The organism is Pseudomonas sp. SJZ079 (assembly GCF_007993865.1).
Lineage (GTDB): Bacteria > Pseudomonadota > Gammaproteobacteria > Pseudomonadales > Pseudomonadaceae > Aquipseudomonas.
Genome location: NZ_VIUH01000005.1, coordinates 120,202 through 140,219 on the forward strand (window position 1 = coordinate 120,202; position 20,018 = coordinate 140,219).

The 20,018-nt window shown below is 60.8% G+C and carries 23 protein-coding genes; 19 read left to right on the forward strand and 4 right to left on the reverse strand.

All coding sequences use genetic code 11. The features are described from left to right. From FBY03_RS07285 to sthA, 8 genes are all read left to right on the forward strand, one after another. The gene (locus tag FBY03_RS07285; RefSeq protein ID WP_147171533.1) at positions 1–1,212 is read left to right on the forward strand and encodes an NADH:ubiquinone reductase (Na(+)-transporting) subunit B; all 1,212 of its coding nucleotides are present in this window, start codon (positions 1–3) and stop codon (positions 1,210–1,212) included. After that, entirely contained in the window at positions 1,205–1,993 is a 789-nt protein-coding gene (locus FBY03_RS07290) for a Na(+)-translocating NADH-quinone reductase subunit C (RefSeq protein ID WP_147171534.1), read from the forward strand. Before FBY03_RS07285 ends, FBY03_RS07290 begins: the two co-directional genes overlap by 8 nt. After that, the gene (locus tag FBY03_RS07295; RefSeq protein ID WP_178090583.1) at positions 1,990–2,664 is read left to right on the forward strand and encodes an NADH:ubiquinone reductase (Na(+)-transporting) subunit D; all 675 of its coding nucleotides are present in this window, start codon (positions 1,990–1,992) and stop codon (positions 2,662–2,664) included. The genes FBY03_RS07290 and FBY03_RS07295 overlap by 4 nt, the downstream gene beginning before the upstream one ends. Next, a complete protein-coding gene (gene nqrE / locus FBY03_RS07300; protein WP_147171536.1) occupies positions 2,664–3,272 on the forward strand; it encodes an NADH:ubiquinone reductase (Na(+)-transporting) subunit E in 609 nt (202 codons plus the stop codon). The genes FBY03_RS07295 and nqrE overlap by 1 nt, the downstream gene beginning before the upstream one ends. Positions 3,273–3,287: 15 nt before the next feature. After that, positions 3,288–4,511 (forward strand): NADH:ubiquinone reductase (Na(+)-transporting) subunit F, encoded by a 1,224-nt coding sequence (gene nqrF / locus FBY03_RS07305; protein WP_147171537.1) that lies wholly within the window; start codon positions 3,288–3,290, stop codon positions 4,509–4,511. Positions 4,512–4,513: 2 nt separating this feature from the next. Next, the gene (locus FBY03_RS07310; protein ID WP_147171538.1) at positions 4,514–5,539 is read left to right on the forward strand and encodes an FAD:protein FMN transferase; all 1,026 of its coding nucleotides are present in this window, start codon (positions 4,514–4,516) and stop codon (positions 5,537–5,539) included. Then, entirely contained in the window at positions 5,536–5,766 is a 231-nt protein-coding gene (gene nqrM / locus FBY03_RS07315; protein ID WP_147171539.1) for a (Na+)-NQR maturation NqrM, read from the forward strand. Before FBY03_RS07310 ends, nqrM begins: the two co-directional genes overlap by 4 nt. A 129-nt stretch (positions 5,767–5,895) precedes the next feature. Then, entirely contained in the window at positions 5,896–7,290 is a 1,395-nt protein-coding gene (gene sthA / locus FBY03_RS07320; protein WP_147171540.1) for a Si-specific NAD(P)(+) transhydrogenase, read from the forward strand. A gap of 160 nt (positions 7,291–7,450) precedes the next feature. Here sthA and FBY03_RS07325 read toward each other — a convergent pair whose 3' ends face one another. The 3 genes from FBY03_RS07325 to FBY03_RS07335 are packed head-to-tail and all read right to left on the reverse strand — an operon-like array spanning position 7,451 to position 9,065. Then, a complete protein-coding gene (locus FBY03_RS07325; protein ID WP_147171541.1) occupies positions 7,451–8,170 on the reverse strand; it encodes a glycerophosphodiester phosphodiesterase in 720 nt (239 codons plus the stop codon). Beyond that, positions 8,167–8,472 carry a phosphodiesterase gene (locus FBY03_RS07330; protein ID WP_147171542.1) on the reverse strand — a complete coding sequence of 102 codons (306 nt, stop codon included), beginning with the start codon at positions 8,470–8,472 and terminating at the stop codon, positions 8,167–8,169. Before FBY03_RS07330 ends, FBY03_RS07325 begins: the two co-directional genes overlap by 4 nt. An 8-nt stretch (positions 8,473–8,480) precedes the next feature. Continuing rightward, positions 8,481–9,065 carry a PilZ domain-containing protein gene (locus FBY03_RS07335; protein ID WP_147171543.1) on the reverse strand — a complete coding sequence of 195 codons (585 nt, stop codon included), beginning with the start codon at positions 9,063–9,065 and terminating at the stop codon, positions 8,481–8,483. Positions 9,066–9,160: 95 nt separating this feature from the next. Here FBY03_RS07335 and FBY03_RS07340 point away from each other — a divergent pair, with 95 nt between their 5' ends. From FBY03_RS07340 to FBY03_RS07350, 3 genes are read left to right on the forward strand one after another with little or no spacing between them, the layout of a single operon-like run. Further along, the gene (locus FBY03_RS07340) at positions 9,161–10,411 is read left to right on the forward strand and encodes a lipoprotein-releasing ABC transporter permease subunit (protein ID WP_147171544.1); all 1,251 of its coding nucleotides are present in this window, start codon (positions 9,161–9,163) and stop codon (positions 10,409–10,411) included. A gap of 7 nt (positions 10,412–10,418) precedes the next feature. Beyond that, positions 10,419–11,117, forward strand: coding sequence for a lipoprotein-releasing ABC transporter ATP-binding protein LolD (lolD, locus tag FBY03_RS07345; RefSeq protein ID WP_147171610.1), 699 nt, complete (start codon positions 10,419–10,421; stop codon positions 11,115–11,117). Further along, a complete protein-coding gene (locus FBY03_RS07350) occupies positions 11,117–12,361 on the forward strand; it encodes a lipoprotein-releasing ABC transporter permease subunit (protein WP_147171545.1) in 1,245 nt (414 codons plus the stop codon). The genes lolD and FBY03_RS07350 overlap by 1 nt, the downstream gene beginning before the upstream one ends. Positions 12,362–12,411: 50 nt before the next feature. On the opposite strand, the gene FBY03_RS07355 is transcribed toward FBY03_RS07350, so the two are convergent. Beyond that, positions 12,412–12,945 carry a DUF2062 domain-containing protein gene (locus tag FBY03_RS07355; RefSeq protein WP_147171546.1) on the reverse strand — a complete coding sequence of 178 codons (534 nt, stop codon included), beginning with the start codon at positions 12,943–12,945 and terminating at the stop codon, positions 12,412–12,414. Between the two features lie 139 nt (positions 12,946–13,084). Here FBY03_RS07355 and FBY03_RS07360 point away from each other — a divergent pair, with 139 nt between their 5' ends. From FBY03_RS07360 to murB, 8 genes are all read left to right on the forward strand, one after another. After that, on the forward strand, positions 13,085–15,310 hold the full coding sequence (locus tag FBY03_RS07360) for a DNA internalization-related competence protein ComEC/Rec2 (protein WP_256677876.1): 2,226 nt from the start codon (positions 13,085–13,087) through the stop codon (positions 15,308–15,310). A gap of 72 nt (positions 15,311–15,382) precedes the next feature. Beyond that, positions 15,383–16,015 (forward strand): MotA/TolQ/ExbB proton channel family protein, encoded by a 633-nt coding sequence (locus FBY03_RS07365; RefSeq protein WP_147171547.1) that lies wholly within the window; start codon positions 15,383–15,385, stop codon positions 16,013–16,015. Further along, the gene (locus FBY03_RS07370; RefSeq protein ID WP_025167406.1) at positions 16,012–16,440 is read left to right on the forward strand and encodes a biopolymer transporter ExbD; all 429 of its coding nucleotides are present in this window, start codon (positions 16,012–16,014) and stop codon (positions 16,438–16,440) included. Before FBY03_RS07365 ends, FBY03_RS07370 begins: the two co-directional genes overlap by 4 nt. Before the next feature lie 13 nt (positions 16,441–16,453). After that, positions 16,454–17,461, forward strand: a complete 1,008-nt coding sequence (gene lpxK / locus FBY03_RS07375; protein ID WP_147171548.1) for a tetraacyldisaccharide 4'-kinase — start codon at positions 16,454–16,456, stop codon at positions 17,459–17,461. 62 nt (positions 17,462–17,523) lie between these two features. After that, positions 17,524–17,709, forward strand: a complete 186-nt coding sequence (locus tag FBY03_RS07380) for a Trm112 family protein (RefSeq protein ID WP_147171549.1) — start codon at positions 17,524–17,526, stop codon at positions 17,707–17,709. Further along, positions 17,710–18,474, forward strand: coding sequence for a 3-deoxy-manno-octulosonate cytidylyltransferase (kdsB, locus tag FBY03_RS07385; RefSeq protein WP_147171550.1), 765 nt, complete (start codon positions 17,710–17,712; stop codon positions 18,472–18,474). Next, a complete protein-coding gene (locus FBY03_RS07390; protein WP_147171551.1) occupies positions 18,474–18,938 on the forward strand; it encodes a low molecular weight protein-tyrosine-phosphatase in 465 nt (154 codons plus the stop codon). The genes kdsB and FBY03_RS07390 overlap by 1 nt, the downstream gene beginning before the upstream one ends. Next, positions 18,935–19,954 carry a UDP-N-acetylmuramate dehydrogenase gene (murB, locus tag FBY03_RS07395; protein WP_147171552.1) on the forward strand — a complete coding sequence of 340 codons (1,020 nt, stop codon included), beginning with the start codon at positions 18,935–18,937 and terminating at the stop codon, positions 19,952–19,954. The genes FBY03_RS07390 and murB overlap by 4 nt, the downstream gene beginning before the upstream one ends. Positions 19,955–20,018 lie beyond the last annotated feature (64 nt).

The window sequence follows — 20,018 nt, forward strand, 5'->3', positions numbered from 1 at the left end:
ATGGGAATTCGTGCATTCCTCGATAAAATCGAGCACAACTTCGAACATGGCGGCAAGTACGAAAAATGGTACGCCCTGTACGAAGCCGTCGATACCTTCTTCTACCGCCCCGGGAGCGTGACTAAAACCACCGCTCACGTGCGTGACGGTATCGACCTCAAGCGCATGATGATCACGGTTTGGTTGTGTACCTTCCCGATGATGTTCTTCGGCATGTGGAACACCGGCTATCAGGCCAACCTGATCTTCGCCCAGAGCCCCGAGCTGTTGGCGGCCCAGGAAGGTTGGCGCTTCGCCTTGATCGGCTCCCTGGCCGGGTTTGACCCCAGCAGCCTGTGGGACAACTTCATCCAGGGTGCGGCGTGGTTCCTGCCGGTTTACGCCACGGCCTTTATCGTCGGCGGCTTCTGGGAGGTGTTGTTCGCCTCGATCCGCAAGCACGAGGTCAACGAAGGCTTCTTCGTCACCTCGGTGCTGTTCGCCCTGATCCTGCCGCCGAGCATTCCGTTGTGGCAAGTGGCACTGGGCATCAGCTTCGGCGTGGTGATCGGCAAGGAAGTGTTCGGTGGTACCGGCAAGAACTTCCTCAACCCGGCGTTGGCGGGTCGCGCCTTCCTCTTCTTCGCCTACCCGGCGCAGATGTCCGGTGACGCGGTATGGACCGTGGTCGATGGCTTTGCCGGGGCGACCTCGCTGAGCCTGGCCGCGGCCGGCGGTATCGATAACGTGGTCGGTCAGGGCATCACCTGGATGGACGCCTTCGTCGGCACCATTCATGGCTCGCTGGGCGAGACCAGCACCCTGGCCATCCTGATCGGTGGCGGTGTACTGCTGCTGACCAAGATCGCCTCCTGGCGCATCGTCGCCGGGGTGATGCTGGGGATGATCGGCCTGAGCCTGCTGTTCAACAGCATCGGTTCGCAAACCAACCCGTTGTTCGCCATGCCTTGGCATTGGCATCTGGTGGTGGGCGGTTTTGCCTTCGGGATGTTCTTCATGGCCACCGATCCGGTATCTGCGTCCATGACCAACACCGGTAAGTGGATTTTCGGTGCCTTGATCGGCGTGATGGTGGTGTTGATTCGAGTGGTCAACCCGGCGTTCCCGGAAGGCATGATGCTGGCGATCCTGTTCGCCAACCTGTTCGCACCGCTGATCGACCACTTCGTCGTTCAAGCCAATATCAAGCGGAGGCTGGCACGCAATGTCTAGTCAAAAAGAATCCACCGCACGCACGCTGACGGTGGCCCTGCTGGTCTGCCTGGTGTGCTCGGTATTCGTTGCCGGCGCCGCGATTGCGCTGAAACCGACTCAAGTGGACAACCGTCTGCTGGATAAGCAGCGCAGCATTTTGGCGATTGCCGGCCTGGGTCAACCCGGGATGACTGGCAAGGAAGTCAAGGCACTGTATGCCAGCCGCATTACCGCCAAGGTGGTCGATCTCGAAACCGGCACCTTCAGCGATGCACAGGATCCGGCGACCTTCGACCCATTGAAAGCCGCCAAGGACCCGAAGCTCTCCAGCGTATTGACTGGCAATCAGGACATTGCCTCGATCAAGCGCCGTGAGCGCTACACCACGGTTTACCTGATCGAACAGGACGGCAAGCTGGAAACCGTGGTTCTGCCGATTCGTGGCTATGGCCTGTGGTCGACGCTGTACGGTTTCATGGCGCTGAAGGGCGATCTGAATACCGTGGCTGGCTTGGGCTTCTATCAGCATGCCGAGACCCCGGGTCTGGGCGGCGAAGTGGACAACCCCAAGTGGAAAGGCCAATGGCCCGGCAAAACCCTGTTTGACCAGGACGGCAAGCTGGCGGTGAGAGTCGTCAAAGGCGGCGTCGATCCGCAGAGCCCGAAGGCGGTGCATCAGGTCGATGCCCTGGCTGGCGCCACGCTGACCAGCAAGGGGGTGGATAATCTGCTGCATTTCTGGCTCGGCCAGAACGGCTTCGGTCCGTTTATCGCTAAATTGCGCGCAGGGGAGGCTTGATCATGTCGCAGCCGACTATTAAAGAAGTCCTGCTTAATCCGGTTTTCAACAACAACCCGATCGGTCTGCAGATTCTCGGTATCTGCTCCGCCTTGGCGGTGACCTCGAACCTGAAAACTGCCCTGGTGATGTCGATTGCCCTGACCCTGGTGACCGGGTTCTCCAACCTGTTCATCTCGATGATCCGCAGCCAGATCCCCAGCTCGATCCGCATGATCGTGCAGATGGTGATCATCGCCTCGCTGGTAATCGTGGTGGATCAGGTGCTCAAGGCCTATGCCTTCAGTCTGTCCAAGCAGTTGTCGGTGTTCGTCGGTCTGATCATCACCAACTGTATCGTGATGGGCCGTGCCGAAGCGTTCGCCATGCAGAACCCGCCGGTGCTGTCGTTCTTCGACGGTATCGGCAATGGCCTCGGCTACAGTGCCATGCTGATCGTGCTGGGCATCGTTCGCGAGCTGTTCGGCGCCGGTAAGTTGATGGGCTATGAAATCATCCCGGTGATCAACGACGGTGGCTGGTATCAACCTAACGGTCTGCTACTGCTGCCGCCTTCGGCGTTCTTCCTCATCGGTCTGTTTATCTGGGGGCTGCGCAGCTGGAAAAAAGAGCAGCTTGAGAAGCCGAGCTTCAAGATGGCCCCGCAAGTCTCGAACAAGGAGGCTTACTAATGGAGCATTACCTTAGCTTGCTGGCCCGTGCGGTGTTCGTCGAGAACATGGCGCTGGCCTTCTTCCTCGGCATGTGCACCTTCATTGCCATTTCCAAGAAAGTCGAGACGGCAATCGGTCTCGGCATCGCGGTAGTGGTGGTGCAGGTGATCACCGTGCCTGCCAACAACCTGATCTACACCTACCTGCTGAAGGACGGCGCGCTGGCCTGGGCAGGTTTGCCTGAGGTCGACCTGAGCTTCCTCGGTCTGCTCAGTTACATCGGGGTGATCGCGGCGATCGTGCAGATCCTCGAGATGCTGCTGGATAAGTATGTACCGGCCTTGTACAACGCCCTCGGCGTGTTCCTGCCGTTGATTACGGTGAACTGCGCGATCATGGGCGGCACGCTGTTCATGGTCGAACGCGACTACAACCTGGCAGAAAGTACCGTGTACGGCTTCGGCTCGGGGCTGTCCTGGGCACTGGCGATTGCCGCCTTGGCGGGGATTCGCGAGAAGCTCAAGTACAGCGACGTACCGGCGGGTTTGCAGGGTTTGGGTATCACCTTCATCACCATCGGCCTGATGTCTCTGGGCTTCATGTCCTTCTCTGGCGTGCAGTTGTAAGGAAGGAATGAACAGATGAACTACGAAATCTTTCTCGCGATCGGCATGTTCACCGGCATCGTGCTGGCGCTGGTGCTGATCATTCTCGCGGCGCGCGCCAAGCTGGTCTCCAGCGGCGATGTGAGCATCGAAATCAACGGCGAAAAAACCATTGTGGTGCCGGCCGGCGGTAAGTTGCTGCAAACCCTGGCGGCCAACAATGTGTTTCTGTCATCCGCTTGCGGTGGTGGTGGTACCTGCGCCCAGTGCAAGTGCATCATCGAGTCGGGTGGCGGTGAGATGCTGTCCACCGAGGAATCGCACTTCACTCGCCGCGAGGCCAAGGAAGGCTGGCGTCTGTCCTGCCAGGCCGCGGTCAAGCAGGACATGAAGATCGAAGTGCCGGAAGAAGTCTTCGGCGTGAAGAAGTGGGAATGCACGGTGGAGTCCAACCCCAACGTGGCCACCTTCATCAAGGAGCTGACGCTGAAACTGCCGGAAGGCGAGAGCGTCGACTTCCGCGCCGGTGGTTATGTGCAGCTGGAGTGTCCGCCGCACGAAGTGCACTACAAGGACTTCGATATTCAAGAGGAATATCGCGGCGACTGGGACAAGTTCAACCAGTGGAAATACGTGTCCAAGGTCGAAGAGACCGTGATTCGCGCTTACTCCATGGCCAACTACCCGGAAGAAGTCGGTCTGGTGAAGTTCAACATCCGTATCGCGTCGCCGCCGCCGGGCAAGGATCATTTGCCGCCCGGGCAGATGTCGTCCTGGGTGTTCGGCCTCAAGCCGGGCGACAAGGTCACGGTGTACGGCCCGTTCGGCGAGTTCTTCGCCAAGGACACCGATGCCGAGATGGTGTTTGTCGGTGGTGGTGCCGGCATGGCGCCGATGCGTTCGCACATCTTCGACCAGCTCAAGCGCTTGAAGTCCACCCGCAAGATCAGCTTCTGGTACGGCGCACGCTCGATGCGTGAGGCGTTCTACAACGAAGAATACGATCAGCTGCAGGCGGAAAATCCGAACTTCCAGTGGCATCTGGCGCTGTCCGACCCGCAGCCGGAAGACAACTGGACCGGTCTCAAGGGCTTCATCCACAACGTGCTGTACGAGAACTACCTGAAGGACCACCCGGCTCCGGAAGATTGCGAGTTCTACATGTGCGGCCCGCCGATGATGAACGCCGCGGTGATCAAGATGTTGGTCGACCTGGGCGTGGAACAGGACAATATCCTGCTCGACGACTTCGGCGGCTAAGCATGAAACTCGCGGTACTCCGGCCCGTTATAGCTGTCGCCTTGGCGGCAGCCCTAACGGGCTGCTGGTTTTCTGAGCGGGTCGAGGAGTTCGCCGGCCCGACCATGGGCAGCAGCTATTCGGTCAAATACGTACGCAGTAAAAATCTGCCTGAGGTGGAAGTGGTCAAGGCTGAGACCGAGGCGATCCTCGCCGAAGTCGATCAGCAGATGTCCACCTACCGTGATGACTCGATCCTTTCCGCGTTCAATCGGGCTCCGGCAGGCAGCTGCATGGCCATGCCGGATGGGGTGTTGTTGCTGGTGCGCGTGGGGCAGGCGCTGGCGCAGGACAGTAGTGGCGCCTTTGACCTGACCCTCGAGCCGTTGCTCAACCTCTGGGGCTTTGGCCCGCAGGCTCGGGTTGAGCGGGTGCCGAGCGCGCAGCAGTTGGCCGAAGCGCGGCGCCGCACCGGACACGCGCATCTGCATATCGAGGGGCAGCAGCTGTGCAAGGACGTTGACCTGCAGCTGGATCTCAACAGTATTGCGGCTGGCTATACCGTCGACAGGATCGCCGCGCGCTTGCTCGAGCTGGGGGTCAGTAGCTATCTGATCGATGTGACAGGTGAGCTGAAGGCCGCTGGCAAGAAGCCGGATGGTCAGCCTTGGCGCATCGCCATCGAGGCGCCGCGGGATGACCAGCGGGTAGCGCAACGGATTGTGCAGTTGGATGGTTACGGTGTCTCCACCTCGGGTGACTATCGCAACTATTTCGAAGAGAACGGCATCCGCTACTCGCACACCATCGACCCGCAAACCGGGGCGCCGATCCGGCACAAGTTGGCTGCGGTCACCGTGCTGGATCCCTCTACCCTGCGGGCGGATGGGCTGTCTACCTTGCTGATGGTGCTCGGGCCAGAGCGAGGCTTGGCGTATGCTGAACAGAAAGGCATCGCGGCATTTTTCGTGACCCGTGACGGCGAGGGTTTCGTCACACAGAGTACCGCGGCTTTCGAGCAGCTATTCGCTGCAGGAGAAGAGCAATGACTTGGTTAATCGTATTTTTCACCATGTTGCTGGTGGTGTCGTTGATGGCGGTTGGCGTGATCATGGGGCGTAAACCGATTGCCGGTTCCTGTGGTGGCATCGCCAATCTGGGCATTGAAAAGGAATGCTCGATCTGTGGCGGTAGCCGCGAGAAGTGCGAGGAGGTCAATAGTGAGTCGGCCTCATCGAGCACCGAGACGCTGGCTTACGACGCGACCAAGCGCTAGGCGCCACCCGCGAGCTAGGACGGGGTAGGCTGCAACAGCAGAGGTATCGATAGCCAGACTGCGTAACTGCAGTGCTGGCCCTGCCGAGGGTGCGCAATAAGCACGCCGGCGTGATCTGAAGGAGTAAACATGGCGGTCTACAACTACGACGTAGTGGTGCTGGGCTCTGGCCCCGCGGGTGAGGGGGCGGCGATGAATGCGGCCAAGGCCGGGCGCAAGGTGGCCGTGGTCGATAGCCGTCGTGAAGTCGGCGGCAACTGCACCCACCTGGGTACCATTCCGTCCAAGGCGCTGCGCCATTCGGTGCGGCAGATCATGCAGTTCAACACCAACCCGATGTTCCGCCAGATTGGCGAGCCGCGTTGGTTCTCCTTTCCCGATGTATTGAAAAGCGCCGAGCGGGTCATCGACAAGCAAGTGTCGTCCCGCACCGGCTACTACGCGCGTAATCGGATTGACCTGTTCTTCGGTACTGGCAGTTTTGCCGATGAGCAAACCGTCGAAGTGGTCTGTCCGAACGGCGTGGTGGAAAAGCTGGTCGCCAAGCAGATCGTCATCGCCACCGGCTCACGCCCGTACCGCCCTGCGGATGTCGACTTCCGCCACCCGCGGGTTTACGAAAGCGACACCATTCTGACCCTCAGTCACACGCCGCGCCGGTTGATCATTTATGGCGCCGGGGTCATCGGTTGCGAGTATGCGTCGATTTTCAGCGGTCTCGGGGTGCTGGTCGACCTGATCGACAACCGTGACCAGCTTTTGAGCTTCCTCGATGCAGAAATCTCCGATGCGCTCAGTTATCACCTGCGCAATAACAACGTTTTGATTCGTCATAACGAGGAATACGAGAGCATCGAAGGCCTGGATAACGGGGTGATTCTGCACCTGAAATCGGGCAAGAAGATCAAGGCAGATGCCTTGCTCTGGTGCAACGGGCGTACCGGCAACACCGACAAGTTGGGTCTGGAAAACATCGGCATTCAGGTCAATGGCCGGGGTCAGGTCGAAGTCGACCAGAACTATCGCACCGACGTTTCGAACATCTTCGCCGCCGGCGATGTGATCGGCTGGCCGAGCCTGGCCAGTGCAGCCTATGACCAGGGGCGTTCCGCGGCGGGTAACATCGTCGAGAACGACAGCTGGCGCTTCGTCGATGACGTGCCGACCGGGATCTACACCATTCCGGAGATCAGCTCGATCGGCAAGAACGAGCGTGAGCTGACCCAGGCGAAGATTCCTTATGAAGTGGGCAAGGCATTCTTCAAGAGCATGGCGCGCGCGCAGATTTCCCATGAGCCGGTGGGCATGCTGAAAATTCTGTTCCACCGCGAAACGCTGGAGGTTCTGGGGGTGCACTGCTTTGGCTACCAGGCCTCGGAGATTGTGCATATCGGTCAGGCGATCATGAACCAGAAGGGCGAGGCGAATAGCATCAAGTATTTCGTCAACACCACCTTCAACTACCCAACCATGGCGGAAGCCTATCGGGTGGCGGCGTTCGACGGCCTCAATCGGCTTTTTTGAGCGGCTCCGACCGGTGGCCTGAGCCGGTCGGGGAGGACCCCTTCAGCGACTCCCGGGCGTGGCGCTGGCCAAATCGGGAGAGTTTCTGACCAGGCTGCACATAACAAAACCGGTCCTGGTGACCGGTTTTTTTGTAGGCGGTTGGTTTCGATGCATTGACTCAGCGTGCCAGGGTCGCTGCCGCCAGGCCTGGGAAGTCGGTAATCAGGCTGTCAACGCCGAAATCCGCGAGTCGTTGCATCAGCGCCGGCTCGTTGACTGTCCAGACCGAGACATGCAGTCCGGATTTCTGTGCTTTGAGCAAGCGCTCCGGGGTGCACAGCGTCCAGTTCAGCGCGAGCAATTGGCATTCATAATGGCGGGCAACTTTCAGGGGGTCGAGCCAGGCATATTCCGCAACCAGCCCGCGCGACAGTTGTGGCGTCAGCTGCTTGAGTGCAGTCAGCACTGCTCGCGAGCTAGAGGTGACGGTGACCTTGTCAGTCAAGCCGTAGCGTTCGCTCAGCTCGGCAATCGCCGTGACGGTGCGTGCCGCGCGGACTTTCGAGGCGCTTTTGACTTCCAGCTGCCAATGCTCGAAATCGCAGGTTTCGAAGAGTTCTGCCAGGCGCGGGATGGGGCAGGGCTGCACCCAGTTCGGACCGCTCTTACGCGCGTCATAAGTGACCAGTTCGGCGGCGTCGTGCTCGACCACCTTGCCGCGGTGGCCGGTGGTGCGTTTCAGCGTCGGATCGTGAATCACCATCAACTCGCTGTCGCGCGACAGGTGCAGGTCCAGCTCGCAACGACGCACGCCGTGCTCCAGGCATTTCTGGAAGCTGGCCAGGGTATTTTCCGGTGCTTCGCCTTTGGCCCCGCGATGGCCATAGATCAGGGTCATGGTTGTTCCTTCACCGGCATGGCAGTACGCGGCTGATGGTGGCGCACACTGTCGATTACATGGTCGTACTCGAAGTACACGCTGAACTCGCGGTAATCCCAGCGGGTGATGGGCGGCTGGCCGATCGTCGGGTGTTCTTCGTCGGCCAGACCGAAGCGTTCCAGCACCGCGCGGCGTGATTCGCCACGCTGGGGTAACTGGAGGGACGCGGCACCTTGCTCGCCGAGGGGGATTTGCAACGACTCTGCGCTAGCGGTCAGCGGTAGCCATAAGAGCATGAACAGGGCAGGCAGACGTGGCATATGGGCTCTCATCCAGAGGGGTAGGGGTGTTCGCGGGCCTGGCGGCGTTCCAGTGCCTGCTTTTGTAGGATATGTCGGGCCAGTAACTGGCGCTGTGCGTCGGTCAACGCTTCGAACTCTGTACCAATTTCGAATTGTTCGTCGGCGAGGGGGCGGCAATGGATTACCTTGGCCCTTAGCAACAGCCCCAGCGCCTGTGGCATCAGAACGATCTTGATCGCCAGGTGGCTGTCGACGGCGATGCTGTGTGGGCTGTTGAAGCTGACGCCGCCTTCGGACAGCGTGACCTGCTTGGGTGAGCCAATATCACGCATCAGGCTCAGCGCCACGGCTTGGCCGAGCAGGTCGATACGTTTATTGACGACTTTCAGGTAGTTGGCCAGGGTGCGATCGCGTTCGCTGATATGCCGCAGCAAATGCTGCGACTCGAAGTCCATCAGGTGCAGCTCGCTGAGCAGGTTAAACAGCGGAGAACTGTCGTGAAGCTCGTCACTGGCCAGTGCGTCGGCACCGGACAGGGGGGTGAATTCCAGTGCGATCGTGTCGTCGATACGATAGTATTCGCGGCGATCATCTTCATCTTGAGTCGGCATGGCGAACCCATGGCAGCAGTGGTGGTCTGAGTGTAAAGCTGCTTGCCTAGCCCCGCCACAAGGACGTTCCTCTTTCCCGCGAATCAGCCTCCGCCATGTTCAAACCCTTGTTCGTATTTATTGGTACGCGCTACACGCGCGCCAAACGCCGCAACCATTTCGTCTCCTTCATTTCCCTGACCTCGATGATCGGTCTGGCACTCGGTGTGCTGGTGATGATCGTGGTGCTGTCGGTGATGAACGGCTTCGATCATGAGATGCGTACCCGTGTGCTCGGCATGGTGCCGCATGCCACAGTAGAAAGCGCTACGCCGGTTGCTGACTGGCGCAAGCTGGCCGATACCGCCCTGCAGCATCCGCAGGTGTTGGCGGTGGCACCGTTCAGCCAGATGCAGGGCCTGCTCACGCATGAGGGCAAGGTGCAGAAGGTGCTGATCAATGCGATCGATCCGCAGGAAGAGGCGAAGGTCTCGATCATTGGCGATTTCTTCCAGCAAGGGCGCCTGCAAGACCTCGAGCCGGGTGGGTTCGGCATGGTGATCGGCGATAAGGCCGCCGCCAAGCTGGGGGTTGGTCTCGGCGACAAGCTCACCTTCGTCGCCCCGGAAGTGACGGTGACGCCCGCCGGGATGTTCCCCAGGCTCAAGCGCTTCACCGTGGTCGGCATCTTTCATGTTGGCGCAGGCGAGATCGACGGCTACCTGGCCTTGACCCATGTGCAAGACCTGGCCCGCCTGCAGCGCTGGCAGGCCGAGCAAGTGCAGGGGATACGGCTGAAATTCGCCGACCTCTTCCAAGCACCCAGAACCGCCTGGGAGTTAGCGAAAAGCCTCGGCGATGGCGATTTTTATGCGCGTGACTGGACGCGCACCCACGGCAACCTGTATCAGGCGATTCGCATGGAGAAGGCCATCATCGGTCTGCTCCTGTTGCTGATCGTTGCAGTGGCCGCCTTCAACATCATCTCGACCCTGGTCATGGTGGTTACCGACAAGAAAGGCGACATCGCCATTTTGCGCACCCTGGGTGCGACGCCGGGGCAGATCATGGCGATCTTCATGGTCCAGGGCACCGTGATCGGGGTGTTCGGCACGGCGCTCGGCGCGCTCCTGGGGATCGGCGCGGCGCTTAATGTCAGCGCCGGTATCGCCGCCCTGGAGCGAGCGCTGGGCATGAAATTTCTCAACGCCGATGTGTATTTCATCGATTACCTGCCTTCCCAGCTGTTGCTGGAGGATGTGCTGCTGGTGTGCGGCGCGGCCTTGGTTCTAAGTTTTCTCGCGACCCTTTATCCGGCTTGGCGTGCGGCGCGCACTCAGCCTGCGGAGGCACTGCGTTATGAATAATCAAGTTATGGGTGACCTAGTGAAGCAGGATCAGGCCGTTCTGAGTTGTCGCAACCTCGGCAAGTGCTATGAAGAAGGCCCGCAATCGGTGGTGGTGCTGGATGGCTTGACGCTTGAACTGCACCCTGGCGAGCGGATCGCGATTGTCGGCAGTTCGGGCTCAGGCAAGAGCACCTTGCTGAACATGCTCGGCGGCCTGGATACGCCCACTACGGGCAGCGTCTGGCTGGCCGGTGAAGAGCTGTCGGCGCTGAATGAAAAGCAACGCGGTTTGCTGCGCAATCGGGCCCTGGGCTTCGTTTACCAGTTTCATCACCTGTTGCCGGAGTTCAGCGCCTTGGAGAACGTCTGCATGCCCTTGCTGATCGGCCGTACGGCGATTGCCGAGGCGCGCCAGCGGGCCACGCAGTTGCTCGAGCGCGTCGGTCTTGGCCATCGCCTGGCGCACAAGCCGGCGGAGCTGTCCGGCGGCGAGCGCCAGCGTGTCGCGATTGCCCGGGCGCTGGTCAATCGACCCGGCTTGGTAATGTTGGATGAACCAACCGGCAACCTCGATCACCACACCGCACAGGGCATTCAGGACTTGATGAAGGAGCTGAGCAGTTCGTCGCAGACCGCCTTTCTGGTGGTCACCCACGACATGCAACTGGCCCAGCAGATGGACCGGGTGTTGCGCCTGGAAGATGGCAAGTTGGTGGCCGCCTGATGTTCCGCCCTCTGAGTATCTTTATCGGTACCCGCTATACCCGGGCGAAACGGCGTAATCATTTCATCTCCTTTATTTCGCTGACCTCGATGATCGGCCTCGCCTTGGGCGTCTTGGCGATGATCGTGGTGCTGTCGGTGATGAATGGCTTTCAGAAGGAAATGAGCGCGCGGATCCTCGGCATGGTGCCGCATGCCAGTATCGCCGGCGTGCAACCGCTGGATGATTGGTCGGCGGTGGCGGCTGCCGCCAGGAAAAACCCGCAAGTGCTGGCTGCGGTGCCGTTTGCCGAGCTGGAGGGCATGCTCTCCTACCGGGGTGCGATGCAGCCGATTCAGCTGCACGGCATCGATCCCGAGTTGGAGCCGAAGGTCTCGATTATTGGCGATCACATGGTGCAGGGGCGCCTGGCGGACCTGCAGGCGGGTGAGTTCGGCGTGGTGATTGGCGAGATCACCGCGCGACGCTTTCAACTGAAAGTAGGCGACAAGCTGGCCTTGATCGTGCCGGAAGTCAGCTCGGTGCCCGGCGGCATCACCCCGCGCATGCAGCGGATCAATGTGGTCGGGATTTTCAAGGTCGGTGCCGAGCTGGACAGTTCGCTGGCGTTGATCAATGTCGCCGATGCCGCGCAGATTCAACGCATGCAGCCGGGGCAGGTGCAGGGCGTACGCCTGAAGTTGCAAGACCTTTACCAGGCGCCGCAGGTGTCGGCCGCCGTGGTCGCGGAGCTGGGCGCAGGCTACCGCGCCAGTGACTGGACCTTGAGCCAGGGCAGTCTGTTCAGTGCGATGAAGATGGAAAAGACCATGATCGGCCTGTTGCTGTTGTTGATCGTGGCGGTGGCGGCATTCAACATCATTGCCACCTTGATCATGGTGGTGGCCGATAAAGGCGCCGATATCGCCATTCTGCGCACCCTGGGTGCGACGCCCCGGCAGATCATGGGAGTTTTCATGGTTCAGGGCACGGTGATAGGCGTGATCGGTACGCTGATCGGTGGCGTGCTGGGTGTACTGGCGGCATTGAATGTCAGTCAGCTGGTCGGTTGGCTGGAGCGCTCGATCGGCCAGCAGGTGCTCAGCTCTGATGTGTACTTCATCAACAACTTGCCATCGGACTTGCAGGTCCCGGATGTGCTGCTGATCTGCACGGCGGCCCTGGTCTTGAGCTTTCTCGCCACGCTGTACCCTTCCTGGCGTGCATCGCGCATCCAGCCCGCCGAGGCCTTGCGCTACGAGTGAGCTAGTCTCTCTCCAAGAAAAAGCCGTTACTCAGTAACGGCTTTTTCGTCTCAATCCTTGTTGGCGCGATTACGGCGCGCTTCCTGGCGCTTGCGCCAGTTATGCCGCACCCACCAGTGCCAGTAGCTGTTGGTGGCCAGGTAACCCAGCAGCGCGAAGATCAATCCCAGCACCAATGAACCCAGGTAGAGCGGTTGCCAGTGGCTTTGCATGACTTGGCCGACCCAGCTCAGGCTGATGTGCTCGGGCATCATTAAGGGGGGGGTGTTGGTCATCCAGGCACCGAACTTGTAGCTGCAATAAAACACCGGCGGCATGGTGACCGGATTGGTCAGCCAGACCAGACCAATGGAAATCGGTAAATTGGCGCGCGCGGGAATGGCCATGGCGGCGGCGGCGAGCATCTGCAGGGGCATGGGAATCATCGCCCAGAACAGGCCGATGGCCATGGCGCGAGAGACGGAGTGGCGATTGAGGTGCCAGAGATTGGGGTCGTGGATTAGAGTGCCAAGAAACCGCAGGGACTTGCTGTCCTTGATGCGATTCGGGTTGGGCATGTAGCGCTTGAATAAGCGACGCGGCATGGGGGCTCTCTGGCAGGCTAACAGCGTCAATATTATGCACAGATTCATGGCGGTCTGCTTTCACACTTTGTGACAGCAGATAAGCGAATGCAGACCGTTGGCCGTATCGGCGGGGTGCAAGCACAAGGAGTGTGTGGCGATGCGCATAGGGATGTTGGCGCTGGTGGCCGGTATGTTACTGCTGCGATTTTTACCGACGCTGCCGCCAGTCTGGTTGTTATACCTGCTGCCGATAATCGGTCTGCTGTTGTTGCCCTTTCGCAGTTATCCGCTGGCTTTTTTTCTCTTTGGCTTCAGTTGGGCGTGCGTCAGCGCGCAATGGGCGTTGGATGATCGCCTGGATCCGCAGCTGGATGGTCGCACCCTGTGGTTGCAGGGGCGGGTGTCCGGCTTGCCGGAAGTGAGCGATGGCGTTGTGCGTTTTCAATTGCAGCAGGTCACCTCGCGTCGGGCCAAGCTGCCCGAGCGGTTGCGGTTGGCCTGGTATGGCGGGCCCGAGTTGCGCGCCGGTGAAACCTGGCGGCTGGCGGTACGGCTGAAGCGTCCGCGCGGCCTGGTCAATCCGCAAGCCTTCGATTACGAGGCCTGGCTACTGGCGCGGCACATTGGCGCCACCGGCACGGTTCAAACGGGTACCCGGTTGGCTGCCGCGACTGGCCCCGGCGCTTGGCGCGACAGCATGCGCCAACGCATGCTCAATAGTCCGGCGCACGGTCGTGAGGGGGCGCTGGCGGCTTTGGTACTTGGGGATGGTTCGGGGTTGTCGGTGGCCGATTGGCGGGTGCTGCAAGACACCGGCACGGTGCACTTAATGGTGATTTCCGGTCAGCATATCGCCCTCTTGGCTGGGCTGCTGTATGGCCTGATTGCGGGCTTGGCCCGCTTGGGGTGGTGGCCGAAAGCGTGGCCTTGGTTGCCTTGTGCCTGCGTGTTGGCTTTTGCCGGCGCGCTGGGGTACGGGATGCTGGCGGGTTTCGAGGTTCCGGTTCGGCGGGCATGCATGATGGTCGGCCTGGTGCTGCTCTGGCGTTGGCGATTTCGCCACCTGGGCACCGGTTTGCCGTTGCTGGCAGCGTTGGCTGTGGTCTTGCTGTTGGAACCCTTGGCCGGACTACAGCCGGGTTTCTGGCTGTCCTTCGGGGCGGTGGCGCTGCTTATGCTGATTTTCGGTGGCCGTCTGGGCGCCTGGACCTGGTGGCAGACGCTGGGGCGGGCGCAATGGGCGATGGCTGTGGGATTGTTGCCGCTACTGTTGGCGCTGGGATTACCTGTTAGCGCCAGTGGGCCAGTCGCCAATTTGATTGCGGTGCCCTGGGTTGGCTTGACGGTTGTACCTCTGGCGTTGTTGGGAACCCTGCTATTGCCGTTGTTTGGTGTGGGTGAGGCACTGTTATGGGTGGCTGGCGGGCTGCTCGATCTGCTGTTCATGCTGTTGGCGCAGATCGCCGACTGGTTGCCGGCCTGGCAGCCCAGCGTGTTGCCGCTGTGGTCCTGGTTGTTGTGTGCGCTGGGTGCTGTGCTGCTGTTATTGCCAGCAGGCGTGCCACTGCGCAGCCTGGGCTGGCTTTTATTGCTTGCGCTGTTTTACACCCCGCAACAACGCCCGGCACTTGGTCAGGCCGAAGTGTGGGTGCTGGATGTCGGGCAGGGGCTGGCGGTATTGCTGCGTACCCATGGGCATACGCTGTTATATGACGCGGGGCCGCGCTTCGGCGATTTTGATATCGGCGAACGAGTGGTGCTGCCGAGCTTACGCGGTCTGGATGAGCGCCGACTTGATCTGCTGCTGATCAGTCATGCCGACAATGATCACGCAGGCGGTGCTCGCGCGGTTCAGCGGGGCATGGCGATCGAGCGAGTGGTCAGTGGTGAGCCTGCCGCGTTACCCGCTGCGCTGCAGGCGCAAGCCTGTGAGGCAGGGCGAAGCTGGCAGTGGGATGGGGTGCGTTTCAGCACCTGGCGCTGGTCGGAGGCGAGTAATGCGAATCAGGCCTCCTGTGTCTTGCTGATTGAAGCCGCTGGTGAGCGCATGCTGTTGACCGGCGATATCGATAGCCGTGCCGAGCGCGCGTTGCTTGAGAGCGGACTGGATGTGCGCGCCGACTGGCTGTTGGCGCCGCATCATGGCAGTCGCAGCTCGTCCTCGCCGGCATTTGTGCAGGCGGTCGCGCCGCGTGCGGTGCTGATCTCGCGTGGGCAGCACAACAACTTCGGTCATCCGCATCCCACGGTGCTCGCTCGCTATGAGGGCGTCTCCGCAAAAATCTATGACACGGTTGAGCAGGGTGCGCTGCATGTGCAGTTGGGCGCCTTTGCCGCGGGCCGGGGATTGCGTCAGCACGCGCGATTCTGGCGGGAAAAATGAGAACGGCGACGGTCGGCGCTGAGGTGACCCTATGCTAGAGTGGCGCCACTTTTCCAAAGGGGATTTGCCACCGTGTGGGAACTGGTCAAAGCTGGCGGCTGGATGATGCTGCCGATCATACTGTGCTCTATCGCTGCGGCCGGCATCATTGCCGAGCGCTTGTGGACTCTGCGGCCGAGCCGCATCACACCGCCTCACCTGCTCGGTCAGGTGTGGCGCTGGATCAAAGACAAAAAGCTCAATAACCAAAAGCTTAAAGAGTTACGTGCCGATTCCCCGCTCGGGCAGATTCTGGCCGCCGGTCTGGCCAACTCCAAACACGGTCGCGAGATCATGAAGGAGTGCATCGAGGAGGCCGCTGCACGGGTCATTCACGAGCTGGAACGCTACCTGAATGCGCTCGGCACTATCGCCGGTATCGCCCCGCTGCTCGGCTTGCTGGGTACCGTGCTGGGCATGATCGAAATCTTCAGTTCCTTTATGGGTTCAGGGATGGCCAATGCTCCGCTGCTCGCCGCGGGTATCGCCAAGGCCTTGATTACCACCGCGGCCGGTCTGATGGTGGCGATTCCAGCGCTGTTCTTCCACCGTTACCTGCAGCGTCGGGTCGATGAGCTGGTGGTAGGCATGGAGCAGGAAGCGATCAAGCTGGTGGAGGTGGTGCAGGGTGATCGTGACGTCGACCTGGGAGAGGGCAAGGCGTGAAGTTTCGACGCAAACCGCGGGAAAATGTCGAGATCAACCTGGCTTCCTTGATCGACGTGGTGTTTATCCTGCTGCTGTTTTTCGTGGTCACCACCACCTTCACCCGCGAGACTCAGCTCAAGGTCGACCTGCCAGAAGCCGCTAGTGGCACGCCGCCGGAACAGACCGAGCTGAAGCAACTGGAGGTGCTGATCGCCGCCGATGGCAGTTACTCGCTGAACGGCCGGCAATTGCTGAAAAGTAGCCTGGACAGTTTGATCGCCGCGCTGCAAAAAGAATCGGAGGGCGACAACAGCCTGCCGTTGACCATCAGTGCCGACGCCAAGACGCCACACCAGGCGGTGATCACGGCCATGGATGCAGCAGGCAAACTGGGCTTTGCTCACCTGCGCATTACCACGGTCGAGGCGCAGGCTGCGCCTTGATGGCCTCTCGTTGATGGCATCGTTGGCCGAACGTCTGCTATCCGCCTGGTACGCCGGTCATCCGGCGCTCAACCTGTTGCGCCCGCTGGAACTGCTCTACCGTCGAGTCGTGCGGCGCAAACGTGCGCGTTTCCTGGCGGGCGAGGGGGATATTTACCGTGCCCCGGTTCCGCTGCTGGTGGTCGGAAATATCACCGTCGGCGGCACCGGTAAAACCCCGCTGATTCTCTGGTTGATCGAGCATTGCCAGCGCCGAGGCCTCAAGGTCGGGGTGGTCAGTCGTGGTTACGGTGCTGCGCCGCCACAGTTGCCCTGGCGGGTACAGGCCGATCAGGTCGCCAGCGTGGCTGGTGATGAGCCGTTGCTGATCGTGCAGCGCAGTGGCGTGCCGCTGATGATCGATCCGGACCGTGGCCGCGCAGTGCGTGGGTTACTCGAAGCAGAACCCCTGGACTTGATCCTCAGTGACGATGGCCTGCAGCACTACCGTCTGGCTCGTGATCTGGAACTGGTGTTGATCGACGCGGCGCGCGGTCTGGGCAATCGGCGCTGCCTGCCGGCTGGGCCGCTACGTGAGCCGGTCGAGCGTCTGCACAGTGTCGATGCGTTGCTCTACAACGGCGCCGCCAGCGATCCAGAAGGCGGCTATGCCTTCAGCCTGCGGCCCCGCGTGCTGGTCAATCTGCGCAGCGGCGAGCAGCGCCCGCTGACGCATTTTCCAGCGCAACAACGCCTACATGCCGTGGCGGGCATCGGTAACCCGCAGCGTTTCTTCAATACGCTGGAGGCGCTAAACTGGCGAGCGATTCCCCATGCTTTTACCGACCATGCGCAGTACAGCCCTGAACTGCTGGATTTCAGTCCGGCGCATCCTGTGCTGATGACGGAGAAAGATGCGGTGAAGTGCCGAGCGTTTGCCGCTGATGACTGGTGGTACCTGGCGGTAGATGCCGAGCCTTCTGTGGCTTTTATCACCTGGTTCGATGGGCAGCTGACCCGCTTGCTGTCGCTCGCCGATTAATCCTGCATGGCGTTGTGCACCTAGTGTCGGCCGATGCAATCGTTTTCCTTCAAGGATTTCCCATGGACCCGAAACTACTCGATATCTTGGCCTGCCCACTGTGCAAGGGGCCGTTGAAGCTTGCCGCCGATAAATCCGAGCTGATCTGCAAGGCCGATGCCCTGGCTTTTCCGGTGCGTGACGACATTCCGGTGATGCTGGAAAGCGAAGCGCGTACCCTCAACGTCGACGAGCGCCTGGATAAGTAAATGAGCACAGCGTTTACTGTGGTGATTCCTGCGCGTTTCGCCTCCAGTCGCCTGCCGGGCAAGCCTCTGCAGGAGATTGCCGGCAAACCGATGATCCAGCGCGTCTGGGAGCAGGCGTGCAAGAGCAGCGCGCAGCGGGTGGTGGTGGCGACCGACGATGCGCGGATTGTCGAGGCGTGTCGGGCCTTTGGCGCCGAGGTGCAGTTAACTCGCGCCGAGCATAATTCCGGTACCGATCGCCTCGCCGAAGTTGCCACTGCGCTGGGGTTGGCCGCCGACGCCATCGTGGTCAACGTGCAGGGAGACGAACCGCTGATCCCTCCCGCGATTATCGATCAGGTGGCGGCCAATCTGGCCGCTCACCCCGAGGCGGCGATAGCCACCCTGGCCGAGCCGATCGAGGAGGCCGCTGCGCTGTTCAATCCGAATGTGGTCAAGGTGTCGACGGACCTCAATGGTCTGGCACTGACCTTCAGTCGTGCGCCCTTACCCTGGGCGCGCGATGCGTTTGCCGGCAACCGCGAGCAGCTACCGCACGGTGTGCCCTATCGTCGGCACATCGGTATCTACGCCTATCGCACACAGTTTCTGCATGATTTCGTCGCCTGGGGCCCTTGCTGTCTGGAGGATACCGAGTGTCTGGAGCAACTGCGTGCTCTGTGGCACGGCGTGCGTATCCATGTGGCTGACGCGCTGCAAGCGCCGCCGGCGGGCGTCGATACGGCGGAAGATCTCGAGCGCGTGCGCCGACTCTTGGGGGCTTGATGCGGGTTTTGTTTGTCTGTCTGGGCAATATCTGCCGCTCGCCCACTGCCGAAGGCGTGTTGCGCCACAAGTTGCGTGAGGCGGGCCTGGCCGATCGTATTGAGGTCGATTCTGCCGGTACGGGTGACTGGCATGTCGGCAAGGCGCCGGATGTCCGCACTCGGCAGGCGGCGCAGCAGCGCGGCTATGATCTCGCGACCTTGCGTGGGCGCCAGGTGTCGATGAGCGACTTCGCCCGATTCGATCTGATTCTGGCTATGGATAACAGCAACCTGAGTCATCTCCTCAGTCTGCGCCCCGGCAACAGCTCGGCCGAGCTCGATCTATTCCTGCGTCGCTATCAATTGGCCGTGGACGAAGTGCCCGACCCTTATTATGGCGGCGAGCAGGGCTTCGAGCGGGTGCTGGATCTGATTGAACAGGCCAGTGATGCATTGCTGGTCGAGCTGAAGGGGCGTCTATGAGTTTGTCTGTGCAGGAGCGAGTCTCGCTCAAGGCGCATAACAGTTTCGCGGTTGAGGTCTATGCGCGTGAGTTTGCTGAGGCGCATAACGATGATCAGGTGCGCGAGGCGCTGGCCTATGCGGCGGGCAAGCGCTTGCCAGTATTACTGCTTGGGGGTGGCAGCAACCTGCTGTTGACCGCCTATGTCGAGGCGTTGGTGCTGCGCATGGTCAGTCGCGGTATTCGTGTGTTGCACGACGACGGCGAACGGGTGCTGGTCGAGTCGGAGGCCGGCGAGTCCTGGCACCCTTTCGTGCAGTGGACGTTGCAGCACGGCTTGGTCGGGCTGGAAAACCTCAGCCTGATCCCGGGTACGGTCGGTGCCGCACCGATGCAGAATATCGGCGCCTACGGCGTCGAGTTGAAGGACGTGTTCGCCGGGTTGACGGCGCTGGATCGGCGGACCGGTGAGCTGCGTGAATTTACCCTGAGCGACTGCGCCTTCGCCTATCGCGACAGTCTGTTCAAGCGCGAGCCAGAATGCTGGGTGATTTTGCGGGTGCGCTTTGCCTTGAGTCGCACGGCGCCTCTGCATCTGGACTACGGTCCTGTGCGTCAGCGATTGAATGAGCAGGGCATTGATGCGCCGACTGCGGTCGATGTCAGTCGAGCGATCTGTGACATTCGCAATGAGAAGCTGCCGGATCCGGCCGTGCTGGGTAATGCCGGCAGCTTTTTCAAGAACCCCCAAGTGTCGGCCGAACTGGCACAGCGCCTGGGTCGCGAGTATCCGGGCTTGGTAGCCTACCCGCAAGCGGATGGGCGAGTGAAGTTGGCGGCGGGTTGGTTGATCGAGCGGGCGGGCTGGAAGGGTTTTCGCGAGGGTGATGCCGGTGTGCACCGCCTGCAAGCCTTGGTTCTGGTCAACTATGGTCAGGCCACGGGATCGCAGCTGTTGGCGCTGGCGCGGCGTATTCAGGCGGATATTGCTCAGCGTTTTGCGCTTGAGTTGGAGATTGAGCCTAACGTGCTCTGAGCTCTAGCGGCTTGGTGGTCGGCCCGTTGAGAGACACCACAAAGGAAAAGGGGATGCCGAAGCA

What these genes read in the sequence shown, in the direction of transcription:
- FBY03_RS07285 (WP_147171533.1), top strand. Translation starts at nt 1, where the DNA reads ATGGGAATTCGTGCATTCCTCGATAAAATCGAGCACAACTTCGAACAT.
- FBY03_RS07290 (WP_147171534.1), top strand. Translation starts at nt 1,205, where the DNA reads ATGTCTAGTCAAAAAGAATCCACCGCACGCACGCTGACGGTGGCCCTG.
- nqrE (WP_147171536.1), top strand. Translation starts at nt 2,664, where the DNA reads ATGGAGCATTACCTTAGCTTGCTGGCCCGTGCGGTGTTCGTCGAGAAC.
- nqrF (WP_147171537.1), top strand. Translation starts at nt 3,288, where the DNA reads ATGAACTACGAAATCTTTCTCGCGATCGGCATGTTCACCGGCATCGTG.
- FBY03_RS07310 (WP_147171538.1), top strand. Translation starts at nt 4,514, where the DNA reads ATGAAACTCGCGGTACTCCGGCCCGTTATAGCTGTCGCCTTGGCGGCA.
- nqrM (WP_147171539.1), top strand. Translation starts at nt 5,536, where the DNA reads ATGACTTGGTTAATCGTATTTTTCACCATGTTGCTGGTGGTGTCGTTG.
- sthA (WP_147171540.1), top strand. Translation starts at nt 5,896, where the DNA reads ATGGCGGTCTACAACTACGACGTAGTGGTGCTGGGCTCTGGCCCCGCG.
- FBY03_RS07325 (WP_147171541.1), bottom strand. Translation starts at nt 8,170, where the DNA reads ATGACCCTGATCTATGGCCATCGCGGGGCCAAAGGCGAAGCACCGGAA.
- FBY03_RS07330 (WP_147171542.1), bottom strand. Translation starts at nt 8,472, where the DNA reads ATGCCACGTCTGCCTGCCCTGTTCATGCTCTTATGGCTACCGCTGACC.
- FBY03_RS07335 (WP_147171543.1), bottom strand. Translation starts at nt 9,065, where the DNA reads ATGCCGACTCAAGATGAAGATGATCGCCGCGAATACTATCGTATCGAC.
- FBY03_RS07340 (WP_147171544.1), top strand. Translation starts at nt 9,161, where the DNA reads ATGTTCAAACCCTTGTTCGTATTTATTGGTACGCGCTACACGCGCGCC.
- lolD (WP_147171610.1), top strand. Translation starts at nt 10,419, where the DNA reads ATGGGTGACCTAGTGAAGCAGGATCAGGCCGTTCTGAGTTGTCGCAAC.
- FBY03_RS07350 (WP_147171545.1), top strand. Translation starts at nt 11,117, where the DNA reads ATGTTCCGCCCTCTGAGTATCTTTATCGGTACCCGCTATACCCGGGCG.
- FBY03_RS07355 (WP_147171546.1), bottom strand. Translation starts at nt 12,945, where the DNA reads ATGCCGCGTCGCTTATTCAAGCGCTACATGCCCAACCCGAATCGCATC.
- FBY03_RS07360 (WP_256677876.1), top strand. Translation starts at nt 13,085, where the DNA reads ATGCGCATAGGGATGTTGGCGCTGGTGGCCGGTATGTTACTGCTGCGA.
- lpxK (WP_147171548.1), top strand. Translation starts at nt 16,454, where the DNA reads ATGGCATCGTTGGCCGAACGTCTGCTATCCGCCTGGTACGCCGGTCAT.
- FBY03_RS07380 (WP_147171549.1), top strand. Translation starts at nt 17,524, where the DNA reads ATGGACCCGAAACTACTCGATATCTTGGCCTGCCCACTGTGCAAGGGG.
- kdsB (WP_147171550.1), top strand. Translation starts at nt 17,710, where the DNA reads ATGAGCACAGCGTTTACTGTGGTGATTCCTGCGCGTTTCGCCTCCAGT.
- FBY03_RS07390 (WP_147171551.1), top strand. Translation starts at nt 18,474, where the DNA reads ATGCGGGTTTTGTTTGTCTGTCTGGGCAATATCTGCCGCTCGCCCACT.
- murB (WP_147171552.1), top strand. Translation starts at nt 18,935, where the DNA reads ATGAGTTTGTCTGTGCAGGAGCGAGTCTCGCTCAAGGCGCATAACAGT.